The organism is Streptomyces sp. BBFR102 (assembly GCF_051397025.1).
Taxonomy (GTDB): Bacteria; Actinomycetota; Actinomycetes; order Streptomycetales; family Streptomycetaceae; genus Streptomyces.
On record NZ_CP195757.1, the window covers coordinates 4775313 to 4787978 of the forward strand.

8 protein-coding genes and 1 pseudogene are annotated in these 12666 nt (G+C 72.3%); 7 read left to right on the forward strand and 2 right to left on the reverse strand.

Features of this window, described 5'->3' with window-relative positions:
- The first annotated feature begins 378 nt into the window (after positions 1–378).
- Positions 379–2241, forward strand: coding sequence for an IucA/IucC family protein (locus tag ACSLIC_RS21210; RefSeq protein WP_436739286.1), 1863 nt, complete (start codon positions 379–381; stop codon positions 2239–2241).
- A gap of 86 nt (positions 2242–2327) precedes the next feature.
- Complete coding sequence (locus ACSLIC_RS21215) at positions 2328–4316, forward strand: ATP-dependent DNA helicase (RefSeq protein ID WP_436739287.1); 1989 nt, start codon at positions 2328–2330, stop codon at positions 4314–4316.
- A gap of 77 nt (positions 4317–4393) precedes the next feature.
- Here ACSLIC_RS21215 and lexA read toward each other — a convergent pair whose 3' ends face one another.
- The gene (lexA, locus tag ACSLIC_RS21220) at positions 4394–5179 is read right to left on the reverse strand and encodes a transcriptional repressor LexA (protein WP_100457877.1); all 786 of its coding nucleotides are present in this window, start codon (positions 5177–5179) and stop codon (positions 4394–4396) included.
- 690 nt (positions 5180–5869) lie between these two features.
- Here lexA and nrdR point away from each other — a divergent pair.
- The 3 genes from nrdR (at position 5870) to ACSLIC_RS21235 (ending at position 10262) form a co-directional block, all read left to right on the forward strand.
- The gene (gene nrdR, locus ACSLIC_RS21225; protein WP_436739288.1) at positions 5870–6382 is read left to right on the forward strand and encodes a transcriptional regulator NrdR; all 513 of its coding nucleotides are present in this window, start codon (positions 5870–5872) and stop codon (positions 6380–6382) included.
- Positions 6383–6519: 137 nt separating this feature from the next.
- Positions 6520–9390, forward strand: coding sequence for a vitamin B12-dependent ribonucleotide reductase (locus tag ACSLIC_RS21230; RefSeq protein WP_436739289.1), 2871 nt, complete (start codon positions 6520–6522; stop codon positions 9388–9390).
- Positions 9391–9566: 176 nt separating this feature from the next.
- Positions 9567–10262, forward strand: coding sequence for a formylglycine-generating enzyme family protein (locus ACSLIC_RS21235; RefSeq protein WP_436739290.1), 696 nt, complete (start codon positions 9567–9569; stop codon positions 10260–10262).
- A gap of 314 nt (positions 10263–10576) precedes the next feature.
- On the opposite strand, the pseudogene ACSLIC_RS21240 reads toward ACSLIC_RS21235, so the two are convergent.
- Positions 10577–11113, reverse strand: a pseudogene (locus ACSLIC_RS21240) (TerD family protein); the annotation flags it as partial.
- Between the two features lie 218 nt (positions 11114–11331).
- Here ACSLIC_RS21240 and ACSLIC_RS21245 point away from each other — a divergent pair.
- Together ACSLIC_RS21245 and ACSLIC_RS21250 are read left to right on the forward strand one after the other, a co-directional pair.
- A complete protein-coding gene (locus ACSLIC_RS21245) occupies positions 11332–11937 on the forward strand; it encodes a YdbC family protein (RefSeq protein WP_436739291.1) in 606 nt (201 codons plus the stop codon).
- A 67-nt stretch (positions 11938–12004) separates the two neighbouring features.
- Positions 12005–12664 carry a histidine phosphatase family protein gene (locus ACSLIC_RS21250; RefSeq protein WP_436739292.1) on the forward strand — a complete coding sequence of 220 codons (660 nt, stop codon included), beginning with the start codon at positions 12005–12007 and terminating at the stop codon, positions 12662–12664.
- Positions 12665–12666 lie beyond the last annotated feature (2 nt).

The following is a 12666-nucleotide window of genomic DNA, read 5'->3' on the forward strand; positions in this document are numbered from 1 at the left end:
GCGGCGACGTCGCGCGGGCGCCACCGGCGTACCGGTGGGCCTGCGGGGACCGGGGAGCCGCGGCTCCGGCAGCGCCGGTCCGCACCAGCGCTGCCGGGGCCGCGCGGGGCAGCCCTGCCGCGAGGGCCACGCCACCGGGCACTTGCCGCCCCGCCCCGCGTCCCGGCGGGCGCGGGGCGGGGCGCCGCATCGGCGCCCCCCTCACCGGTCACGCCCTCCGAACTCCCCTCCCAACACGGGGCGTGCGCCCCCGCGTGTGGTGGTCTGCCGCGCGCCGGGCCCTGTTCCCTAGTGGCCCGATCACTGCGACCGTTCCGCTCCGGGCGTCGGCGAGCGACGCCCGGCCGCCCCGATCCGGTTCCCGTCCGAGGAGTCCCCGTGCCGCGTCCGACCGCAGACCAGTCCCGTCCCGACGCCCCCGCCCCGCACGCCCCGCCCGAGCTGACCGCCGACGCCTGGCGGCGGGCCGAGCGCCGGCTGCTGGCCAAGATGCTCGGCGAGTTCGCCTACGAGGAGATCATCGAGCCCCACCCGCTGACGCCTCCCGGACCCGGCGGCGCCGACCACGTCCTGGTGCTCGGCGGCACCGGCGAGGCCGAACTCCGGTTCCGGGCGCGCCGCTGGGCGTACGGGCACTGGCAGGTCGAGGCGGGCAGCGTCACGCTCAGCGAGGGCGGCGGGGCCCCACGCCCGTACGGTGATCCGCTGGACTTCCTGGTGCGGGCCAGGCCGCTGCTGAGGCTCGAAGGCGACACCCTCGGCCACGTCCTGCGCGAACTCACCCGCACCCTCGCCGCCGACACCCGCCTCGACGCGACCGCGCTGACCGCCGCCGAACTGGCCGACCTCGACTACGCCGCCCTCGAAGGCCACCAGACCGGACACCCGTGGCTGGTCCTCAACAAGGGGCGCATCGGCTTCTCCGCCGAGGACTGCGCACGATGGGCCCCCGAGGCCCGCCGTCCGGCACGGCTGCCGTGGATCGCCGTCCACACCTCCCTCGCCGCCTACCGGGGCGTCCCCGGCCTCGACGCCGAGACGCTCTACCGGGGCGAGTTGGACGAGGCCACCCGCGAGCTGTTCGCCGCCACCCTGCGCGAGCGGGGCCTGGACCCCGGCGCCTACCTCTACCTGCCCGTCCACCCCTGGCAGTGGGACGACACGGTGGTCCCGCTCTTCGCCCCGGCCGTCGCCGACCGGCGCATCGTGCCGCTGTCCGCCGACCCCGACGAGCGGCTGCCCCAGCAGTCCATCCGCACCTTCCTCAACCGCAGCGACCCCCGCCGCCGCACCGTCAAACTCCCGCTCTCCATCCTCAACACCCTCGTCTGGCGGGGCCTGCCGACCGAACGCACCCTCGCCGCGCCGGCCGTCACCCAATGGATGCGGGGCCTGCGCGACCAGGACCCGTACCTGCGCGACGAGTGCCGCGTCATCCTCCTGGGCGAGGTGGCCTCCGTCACCGTTGCCCACCCCGTCTACGACCGGCTGCCGGAAGTTCCCTACCAGTTCAAGGAGTTGCTGGGCGCCATCTGGCGCGAGCCGCTCACCGGCCACCTCGATCCCGGGGAGCGCGCCCGCACCCTCGCCTCCCTGATCCACACCGACCGGGACGGCCGCGCCTTCACCGCCGAACTCGTCGCCCGCTCGGGGCTCGCCCCGCGCGACTGGCTGCGCCGCCTCTTCGCCGCCCTGCTGCCGCCGCTGCTGCACTTCCTCCACCAGTACGGCACCGTCTTCTCGCCGCACGGGGAGAACGCCATCGTCGTCTTCGACGAGGACGACGTTCCCACCCGGCTCGCCGTCAAGGACTTCGTCGACGACGTCAACATCAGCTCCGTACCGCTGCCGGAACACGCGGCCATGCCCGACGAGGTCCGCGCCGTCCTGCTCACCGAGAGCCCCGGCTTCCTGCCGCAGTTCATCCACTCCGGGCTGTTCGTCGGCGTCTTCCGCTACCTCGCGCCGCTCTGCGCCACCCAGCTCGGCGTCCCCGAGGCCGACTTCTGGCAGCTGGTCCGCGCCGAGATCATCCGCCACCAGACCCGCTTCCCCCACCTCAAGGAGCGGTACGAACTCTTCGACCTCTTCGCCCCCGAGATCGAGCGCCTGTGCCTCAACCGCAACCGGCTCCACGTCGACGGCTACCGCGACCGCGCCGCCCGCCCGCACGCCGCCGTGCACGGCACCGTGCCGAACCCCCTGCACGCGGAGCCGCCCCACCTCCTCCCACCGGAATGAGCGGGGCGCGCGCCGGGGGCGCGCGCCCCGTCGGCGACGGGATCGGGACAGAGGCTGTCGGTCGCGCACCGTAGGCTGGAGCGGCTATGACGAAGCCCTCACTCACCGAGCTCCTGCACGCCGCCGTCGCCGCCGTGGGCGGCACCGAGCGGCCCGGTCAGGTGGCCATGGCCGAAGCGGTCGCCTCGGCCATCGACGACTCCTCCCATCTGCTCGTCCAGGCGGGCACCGGCACCGGAAAGTCGCTGGGCTACCTCGTGCCCGCCCTGGCCCACGGAGAGCGGGTGGTCGTCGCCACGGCGACGCTGGCCCTCCAGCGCCAGCTGGTCGAGCGGGACCTGCCCCGCACGGTGGAGGCGCTCCATCCGGTGCTGCGCCGCCGCCCCGAGTTCGCCATGCTCAAGGGCCGGTCGAACTACCTGTGCCTGCACCGGCTGCACGAGGGCGTCCCGCAGGAGGAGGAAGAGGGCCTCTTCGACCCCTTCGAGGCCGCCACCCCCACCAGCAAGCTCGGCACCGACCTGCTGCGGCTGCGCGACTGGTCCGACGAGACGGAGACCGGCGACCGGGACGACCTGACCCCGGGTGTCTCCGACCGCGCCTGGTCGCAGGTCTCCGTCTCCTCCCGCGAGTGCCTCGGCGCCAGCCGCTGCGCCTACGGCCAGGAGTGCTTCGCCGAGCTGGCCAAGGAGCGCGCCCGCCTCGCCGACGTGGTCGTCACCAACCACGCCCTGCTCGCCATCGACGCCATCGAGGGTGCCCCGATCCTCCCCTCGCACGAGGTGCTGATCGTCGACGAGGCCCACGAGCTGGTCTCCCGGGTCACCGGCGCCGCCACCGGCGAACTCACCCCGGGCCAGGTCAACCGCGCCGTGCGCCGCGCCGCCAAACTGGTCGACGAGAAGGCGGCCGACTCCCTCCAGACCGCCGCCGAGACCTTCGAGGGGCTGATGGAGCTGGCCCTCCCCGGCCGCCTGGAGACCGTCCCGGAGGACCTGGAGTACGCGCTGGCCGCCCTGCGTGACGCCGCCCGTGCGGTGATCTCGGCGCTCGGCTCCACCCGCGACAAGTCGGTGCAGGACGAGGACGCCGTCCGCAAGCAGGCCCTCGCCGCCGTCGAGTCGATCCACACGGTCGCCGAGCGCATCGCCCAGCGCTCCGAGTACGACGTGGTCTGGTACGAGCGGCACGACCGCTTCGGCGCCTCCCTGCGGGTCGCGCCGCTCTCCGTCTCGGGGCTGCTGCGCGAGAAGCTCTTCGCCGACCGCTCGGTCACCCTGACCTCCGCCACCCTCAAGCTCGGCGGCGACTTCAACGGCGTAGGCGCATCCCTCGGCCTGGCCCCCGAGGGCACCGCCGGGGTCGACGGCACGCCCGGTGCCGATCTCCCGGTCTGGAAGGGCGTCGACGTCGGTTCCCCCTTCGACTACCCGAAGCAGGGCATCCTCTACGTCGCCCGCCATCTGAACAACCCCGGCCGCGAGGGCACCCGCGCCGACATGACCGACGAGCTGGCCGAGCTGGTGGAGGCGGCGGGCGGCCGTACCCTGGGGCTCTTCTCCTCGATGCGCGCGGCCCGGGCCGCTGCCGAGGAACTGCGCGGCCGGCTCGACGTGCCGATCCTGCTCCAGGGCGAGGAGACCCTCGGTGAGCTGATCAAGAACTTCGCGGCCGACCCCCGTACCTGTCTCTTCGGCACGCTCTCCCTCTGGCAGGGCGTGGACGTGCCCGGGCCGAGCTGCCAGCTGGTGGTGATGGACCGCATCCCGTTCCCGCGCCCCGACGACCCGCTGATGTCGGCCCGCCAGAAGGCGGTGGAGGAGGCCGGGGGCAACGGCTTCATGGCGGTGGCCGCCACCCATTCCGCGCTGCTCATGGCGCAGGGCGCCGGGCGCCTGGTGCGTGCCACGGGGGACCGGGGCGTCGTGGCGGTCCTCGACCCGCGTCTCGCCACGGCCCGCTACGGCAGCTACCTCCGTGCCTCCCTGCCCGACTTCTGGTACACCACGGACCGTAACCAGGTCCGCCGCTCCCTGGCCGCCATCGACGAGGTGGCCCGCGGGGAGGGGAAGTAGACGAAGGGGAAGCGGACAGAGAAGAGTCCCGGAACCGGCGCAGAGGTTCCGGGACTCGCCAGGGGGTACCGGCGGGGTCAGACCCGCCGCAGGACCGCGACGACCTTGCCGAGGATGGTGGCCTCGTCGCCGGGGATCGGCTGGTAGGCGGCGTTGTGCGGCAGGAGCCAGATGTGGTTGTCCTCGCGCTTGAACCGCTTCACGGTCGCCTCGCCGTCCAGCATGGCGGCGACGATGTCGCCGTTCTCCGCGACGGGCTGGCGGCGGACGGTGACCCAGTCGCCGTCGCAGATGGCCGCCTCGACCATGGAGTCACCGACGACCTTGAGGACGAACAGCTCGCCGTCGCCGACCAGCTGGCGGGGGAGGGGGAAGACGTCCTCGACCGACTCCTCGGCCAGGATCGGCCCGCCGGCCGCGATCCGGCCGACCAGCGGCACGTAGGAGGCGGCGGGCTTGCCCGTGGTGTCTGCGGGCTGCGTGCTCGGCTGGTCGGAACCGCGCACCTCGTACGCCCGGGGGCGGTGCGGGTCGCGGCGGAGGAAGCCCTTGCGCTCCAGGGCCATCAGCTGATGGGCGACCGAGGAGGTGCTGGAGAGGCCGACGGCCTGCCCGATCTCCCGCATCGACGGCGGGTAGCCGCGTCGCTGCACCGAGTCGCGGATGACCTCGATCACGCGGCGCTGCCGGTCGGTCAGTCCTGAGCTGTCCGCGCGGATACCCGGAGGGCGTCCGGGAAGAGAGCGGGCGGGCTTCGCCCCCTCCTGGTGCGAGGCGGGCTCATTCATGGCGTGCACCGACTCCCGTCGTCCCTGGGACCGGCCCTGGGCGGTGATGGTGGCGCTGTCTGCGGTCGTGGTCACGTCGGCCCCTCTCGGTGTGTACTCCCTGGATAGCCAACGGTAGTTGCTTTCGAAAGGTTGCGCCAAACACACGTTCGAGTGAAAAACCGCAGTTCATCTGCCGTTGGTGGGCGTTCGGGTGTATGAGGCGAGGCGGTCGTTGTGGGGGTGTTTCCCGATGGGATGTCCGCTTCCGGCGAGGCCGGAGCTGACCGGCGGTCCGGCGGGCACCTCCTCCCGGCCTCGTCCCGGGCCGGGCCCGTGTCGATGGGCCGTGCGGTAACCTCCACCGCCGTGGGCGGGTGCCGGATGCGGCGCGAACCACTCCCGGCGAGGCCATAGTCTGCCATCCGGGGTCGGGCGGAGCTCGCACCGACCCCCTTCGCGAGCGGGCGCACGGGCCCTCCGTATGCTGCGGAACCGCCCCCGTCGACCGTGCGGCCGCTCCGGTCCGCAGCCTCGGCGCGCCCCTGCGCGCCCGCTCGGCGGTACCCGCGGGTGGCGCTTGGTGAGGATTGCCCCGGCGGCACGCAATGGGGGCAACTTCCCCTCCAGACACCAGATCTAGTGGTGGGGCGGAGGGGAATGCCCACAAGTTGTGGTGCCGGTGATTCGGGCGGTGGTTCATCGCCTATGCTGGAGCCTGCTTCGAGGGGCTGTGTAGCCCCGGCGAGCCAGTGAGTCGTGCTGTGGAGGAGGGTTCGGAGTCTCATGCACTGCCCCTTCTGCAGGCACCCCGACAGTCGTGTCGTGGACAGTCGCACCACCGACGACGGGACGTCGATCAGGCGTCGCCGTCAGTGCCCCGACTGCTCCCGACGGTTCACCACCGTGGAGTCCTGCTCCCTGATGGTGGTCAAGCGCAGCGGCGTGACCGAGCCCTTCAGCCGGGCCAAGGTCATCAGCGGCGTCCGCAAGGCGTGCCAGGGCCGGCCGGTCACGGAGGACGCGCTCGCCCAGCTCGGCCAGCGGGTCGAGGAGGCGCTGCGCGCCACCGGCAGCGCCGAGCTGGCCACGCACGACGTGGGCCTCGCCATACTGGGTCCGCTCCAGGAGCTGGACCTCGTCGCCTACCTGCGGTTCGCCTCGGTCTACCGGGCGTTCGACTCGCTGGACGACTTCGAGGCCGCCATCACCGAGCTGCGGGCGCGGGAGCGCGGCGGGGCGCGGGACGGCGAGGAGCGGGAGCCGGGAGTCCCGGCCCCCGCCACGTCCACGGGCTGAGTGGGCCGGACCGCCGGCTTCGGCGGCGGAGGAACGATGTGACCGGGCGCTGCGGCGGTGCCCGGAAGACAGGACAGACCGTGCTGCAGGGAAGCTCTGCGCACTTTTGGGTGTTTTACCCACATATGGGAGGCGGCATGACAGAGACGGCGAGCGGCCCGGCACGAGGTTCCCGTACGAAGGGTTCCAAGGCCAAGGGTCTGCGTATCGAGCGCATCCACACGACGCCCGGCGTGCACCCGTACGACGAGGTCCAGTGGGAGCTTCGTGACGTCGTCATGACCAACTGGCGCGACGGCTCGGTCAACTTCGAGCAGCGTGGCGTCGAGTTCCCCGACTTCTGGTCGGTGAACGCGGTCAACATCGTCACCAGCAAGTACTTCCGCGGGGCCGTCGGCACCCCGCAGCGTGAGACGGGGCTCAAGCAGCTCATCGACCGCATCGTGAAGACGTACCGCAAGTCCGGTGAGGAGAACAACTACTTCGCCTCCCCCGCCGACGCGGAGATCTTCGAGCACGAGCTGGCCTACGCGCTGCTGCACCAGATCTTCAGCTTCAACTCCCCGGTGTGGTTCAACGTCGGCACGCCCCAGCCCCAGCAGGTCTCGGCCTGCTTCATCCTCTCCGTCGACGACTCCATGGAGTCGATCCTCGACTGGTACAAGGAAGAGGGGATGATCTTCAAGGGCGGCTCCGGCGCCGGCCTGAACCTCTCCCGCATCCGCTCCTCCAAGGAGCTGCTCTCCTCCGGCGGCAACGCCTCCGGCCCGGTCTCCTTCATGCGCGGCGCCGACGCCTCCGCGGGAACGATCAAGTCGGGCGGCGCCACCCGCCGCGCGGCCAAGATGGTCATCCTCGACGTCGACCACCCCGACATCGAGGACTTCATCCAGACCAAGGTCAGCGAGGAGGAGAAGATCCGCGCCCTGCGCGACGCGGGCTTCGACATGGACCTGGGCGGCGACGACATCACGTCCGTCCAGTACCAGAACGCCAACAACTCGGTCCGCGTGAACGACGAGTTCATGAAGGCCGTCGAGTCCGGCGGCACCTTCGGTCTGCGTGCCCGCATGACCGGCGAGGTCATCGAGGAGGTCGACGCCAAGTCGCTCTTCCGCAAGATGGCCGAGGCCGCCTGGGCCTGCGCCGACCCCGGCATCCAGTACGACGACACCATCAACGCCTGGCACACCTGCCCGGAGTCCGGCCGCATCAACGGCTCGAACCCGTGCAGCGAGTACATGCACCTGGACAACACCTCGTGCAACCTCGCCTCGCTCAACCTCATGAAGTTCCTCAAGGACGACGGCAAGGGCAACCAGTCCTTCGAGTCCGAGCGGTTCGCGAAGGTCGTCGAGCTGGTCATCACCGCGATGGACATCTCCATCTGCTTCGCCGACTTCCCCACCCAGAAGATCGGTGAGAACACCCGCGCCTTCCGCCAGCTGGGTATCGGCTACGCCAACCTGGGCGCCCTGCTCATGGCGACCGGCCACGCCTACGACTCCGACGGCGGCCGCGCCCTCGCCGGAGCCATCACCTCGCTGATGACCGGCACCTCCTACCGCCGCTCGGCGGAGCTGGCGGCCGTGGTGGGCCCGTACGACGGGTACGCCCGCAACGCCGAGCCCCACCAGCGGGTCATGAAGCAGCACGCCGACGCCAACGCCAAGGCCGTGCGCACCGACGACCTGGACAACCCGATCTGGGCCGCCGCCACCGAGGCGTGGCAGGACGTCGTGCGCCTCGGCGCCAAGAACGGCTTCCGCAACGCCCAGGCTTCCGTCATCGCCCCGACCGGCACCATCGGCCTCGCGATGTCCTGCGACACCACCGGCCTGGAGCCCGACCTCGCGCTGGTCAAGTTCAAGAAGCTGGTCGGCGGCGGCTCCATGCAGATCGTCAACGGCACCGTGCCGCAGGCGCTGCGCCGCATGGACTACTCCGAGGAGCAGATCGAGGCGATCGTCGCCCACATCGCCGAGTACGGCAACGTGATCGACGCCCCCGCCCTCAAGCCCGAGCACTACGAGGTCTTCGACTGCGCCATGGGCGAGCGCTCCATCTCCGCGATGGGCCACGTCCGGATGATGGCCGCGATCCAGCCCTGGATCTCCGGCGCCCTCTCCAAGACGGTCAACCTCCCCGAGACCGCCACCGTCGAGGACGTCGAGGAGGTCTACTTCGAGGCGTGGAAGCTGGGCGTCAAGGCGCTCGCGATCTACCGCGACAACTGCAAGGTCGGGCAGCCCCTCTCCGCCAAGAAGAAGGAGCAGGAGAAGGCCGAGATCACCGAGCAGGCCGAGGAGACCATCCGCGCCGCCGTGGAGAAGGTCGTCGAGTACCGCCCGGTCCGCAGGCGCCTCCCCAAGGGCCGCCCCGGCATCACCACCTCCTTCACGGTCGGCGGCGCCGAGGGCTACATGACGGCCAACTCCTATCCGGACGACGGTCTCGGCGAGGTCTTCCTGAAGATGTCCAAGCAGGGCTCCACCCTCGCGGGCATGATGGACGCCTTCTCCATCGCCGTCTCGGTCGGCCTCCAGTACGGCGTGCCGCTGGAGACGTACGTCTCGAAGTTCACCAACATGCGCTTCGAGCCGGCCGGTATGACCGACGACCCGGACGTGCGGATGGCGCAGTCGATCGTCGACTACATCTTCCGCCGCCTGGCGCTGGACTTCCTGCCCTTCGAGACCCGCTCCGCCCTCGGCATCCACTCCGCCGACGAGCGCCGCCGCCACCTGGAGACCGGTTCCTACGAGCCCGCCGAGGAGGAGCAGCCCGAACCGGCCGCGCCCGCCCCGGAGATCTCCGTCCCGGCGACCGGCACGGAGATCCCGCAGGCCAAGCCCGAGCAGCAGGCCCGCACCTCGGCCGAGCTGGTCGAGATGCAGCTCGGCATCAGCGCCGACGCCCCGCTCTGCTTCTCCTGCGGCACCAAGATGCAGCGCGCCGGCTCCTGCTACATCTGCGAGGGCTGCGGCTCCACCAGCGGGTGCAGCTGACGGACGGCCCGCGGCACCGGGCGCGCTGAGCGGCGTGCGGTGCTGAGCGCCTGGTGAGAGGGCGCCGGCCTGGAGGCCGGCGCCCTCTTGGCGCTTCCGGCCGGACCCGGGGCGGGAAGCCGCCGGATGTCCGCGTTCCGGCCACGGCGGGGCGGCGGAGCCGGTAGGAAGGGCGGATGACGAGCACCCGGGAAGTGACCAGGTCCCTGGCGGCGCCGGACCACCTGCTGCCCCTGCCGGCCGGCGAGGTGACCCTGCGCGACGAGGCAGCGAAGACCGAGCGGACCGTCGCCGTGGCCGCCTTCGCGCTCGGCTCCTGCCCGGTCACCAGTCGGCGGTACGCGGCCACCGGCACCGCCCCGACCGGCCCCGGCGGCCCGGACGCCCCGGTCACCGAGGTCTCCTGGACCGACGCCCTCCGCCACTGCAACCTCCTCTCGCAGGCGCTGGGCCTGCGCCCCTGCTACCTGATCGGCGACGACCCGGACGCCCGCGGCACCCGCTGGGACCGGGAGGCCGACGGGTTCCGCCTGCCCACCGAGGCCGAGTGGGAGTACGCCTGCCGCGCCGGTTCGCCCGGCGTCCGGTACGGGCCGCTGGACGCCGTCGCCCGTCACCGGGGCAACTCCGGCGGCCGCCTCCCCCCGGTGGCGACCAGACAGCCGAACGCCTTCGGCCTGTACGACATGCTCGGCAACGTCTGGGAGTGGTGCTGGGACCTGTACGACCCGGAGGTCTACGGGCCCTACCGGGTGTTCCGGGGCGGCGGCTGGCAGGACGAGCCGCGGGGCGTCCGCGCCGCCTGCCGCCGCAAGAGCCATCCGACGCTGCGCATCGACGACCTGGGTTTCCGGCTCGCCCGGTCGCTCTGAGCACCGGCCCGGCGGCGACCGTGCCGGCCGTCCTGACCGCGCCGGTCCAAGACGGCCTCCATCGCCGACCGGGCTGTGGGCGGCCCGGTCCGCCGCCGGAGGAGCCATGTCCGACCCCGTGCGCCCCCCGGCCCCGCCTGCGGCCCGGCCGCCTCAGCGCCGTCTGGCCGCGGCCTGCCACGGTGCGGCCTCGCCGCCGTGTCCGGCGGCCGGGAGCGGGTTCACCGTCCGGGACCCGGACAGGGCCGTGCCGCCCGATGCCGTGAGGCCTGCGAGCTGATCGTGACGGGCCCGGCCACGGGCTGCGCCGGACTTCAGACGGAGACGCCGCCCATGAGCTGCGCGAAGGCGTCCGGGTCGGCGTCGGCGAAGCCCCGCACGGCGCGTTCGAGCTGCCACGCCCCGGACTCCGTGCGCCGGAAGATCGCGATGGTCGCCGCCGTGGCGGCGCCGGTCTCCGCGAAGTCGTAGCTGGCGAGGGTGTCGTACTCCTCGACGATCTCCGCCTCCGTGCCGGGGATCTCGGAGAAGGTCTTGGTGCCTGCGCGCTGCTGGATGGCGACGCCGATGACGATGCGGTCCAGCCGCTCGGACATCCGCTCGAACTCCAGGCTCATCACCTCGTCGAAGCCGAACCCCTGACCGGTGCGGCTCTCCCGCTCCAGGTGGATGGTGCCGTCGGGGGAGCGGGAGTCGAAGTGGACGAGGTGGTCCGGGGTGCCGTGCGGGTCGTCGGCGGAGAAGGCGGCCGCGATCAGGTCGAGGTCGTGGGCGGCCTCGCCGAGCGGGCTCGGGTCCCACTTCAGCCGGATCTCGATCGTCCCCAGATTCTTGTTGGGCGTGCTCATCGCGGTCCTTCCCCCTGTGACGTACCCCGACGGCCCTTGTCAGGACCGGAGACTCCATCCTGCCACGCCGTCCTGACACGGCGTCGGAGATCCCCATGCCCCGCTTCCCTCGCCCGGAAGCGTTCAGGCCGGGGAACGGGTGCACGAGGCACGGAAGTTCGGCCACCCGTGCTTCGTGCGCGGGGGCCCTGCGCCGACGTCCCGGCCCGTACGATGGCGCGGTGCTGGTCAAGTGGACGCGTTGCACCGTGAAGGACCGCCGGGGGTTCGAACGGGGACAGCGCAAGTGGGCGGGGCTCCCCGGGGAGCCGGGGTTCCTGGGACAGGGGGGCGGGTGGAGCAGGGCGCGGCCCGACGTGGCCCACCTCTTCAGCCTCTGGGAGAGCCGCGCCTTCTACGACTCCTTCATGGCCCGCTCCCACGACCGCCTCGCCGCCGCGCAGGCCGGGACGTACACGGGGGCGCGGGTGCGCCTCTTCTCGTACCGGTTCGACGTGAAGACCGGGTTCGAGCCGCGGTTCACCGACGCGGACGTGGTGCGGGTGGCGCACTGCCGGGTGCGGCCCGACCGGGTCGAGAACTTCGCGCTGATGCAGGAGAAGGTCTGGAATCCGGCCATGGCCGGCTCACCCGGCATGGTCCGCGGGCTCTTCGGCGAGGCGCCGGGTGACGAGTTCCTGGTCCTCTCCATGTGGCGGGCGGCCGCCGAGCACGGCAAGTACCGCATCGAGCGCATCGAGCGGCTCTCCCTGCGGGCCCGCACGGCCGCCGACGTCGCCGCCCTGACCGGCGCCGTCGTCGACCTCGAACCGTCCTGGACGGTCTGAGCCCCGGCGCGACGCGCCCGCACGCCCCGGCCGCCGCCGCCCGGCACGGCCGAACTAGGGTTTGCCCATGGTCCGACCGCGACGCATCGTCCTCGTGAGGCACGGCGAATCGGTGGGCAACGCCGACGACAGCGTGTACGAGCGCCAGCCCGACCACGCGCTTCCGCTCACCGCGGCGGGTCGGGCCCAGGCCGTCCAGGCGGGCGGGCGACTGCGCGAGCTGTTCGGCCGCGAAGGCGTCAGCGTCTACGTCTCGCCCTACCGCCGCACCCACCAGACCCTCGCCCACCTGGGCCTCGACCCGCAGGTCGTCCGCATCCGCGAGGAGCCGAGGCTGCGCGAGCAGGACTGGGGGAACTGGCAGGACCGCGCGGACGTCCGCCGGCAGAAGGCGTACCGCGACGCGTACGGGCACTTCTTCTACCGGTTCGCGCAGGGCGAGTCCGGAGCCGACGTGTACGACCGGGTGGGGGCGTTCCTGGAGAGCCTCTACCGCAGCTTCGAGTCGCCCGACCACCCGCCGAACGTGCTGCTGGTGACCCACGGCCTCACCATGAGGCTGTTCTGCATGCGCTGGTTCCACTGGACCGTCGCCGAGTTCGAGTCGCTCTCCAACCCGGACAACGGCGAACTGCGCGTCCTGGAGCTGGGGGGCGACGGCCGCTACCACCTCGACCGGCCCTTCCACCGCTGGCGGGAACCCGAGCCGTACGGCCGCACCGGCTAGAG

Bases quoted from the DNA above. Each gene is read 5' to 3' on its own strand.
- ACSLIC_RS21215 (WP_436739287.1), top strand. From the start codon at position 2,328: ATGACGAAGCCCTCACTCACCGAGCTCCTGCACGCCGCCGTCGCCGCC.
- nrdR (WP_436739288.1), top strand. From the start codon at position 5,870: ATGCACTGCCCCTTCTGCAGGCACCCCGACAGTCGTGTCGTGGACAGT.
- ACSLIC_RS21230 (WP_436739289.1), top strand. From the start codon at position 6,520: ATGACAGAGACGGCGAGCGGCCCGGCACGAGGTTCCCGTACGAAGGGT.
- ACSLIC_RS21235 (WP_436739290.1), top strand. From the start codon at position 9,567: ATGACGAGCACCCGGGAAGTGACCAGGTCCCTGGCGGCGCCGGACCAC.
- ACSLIC_RS21250 (WP_436739292.1), top strand. From the start codon at position 12,005: ATGGTCCGACCGCGACGCATCGTCCTCGTGAGGCACGGCGAATCGGTG.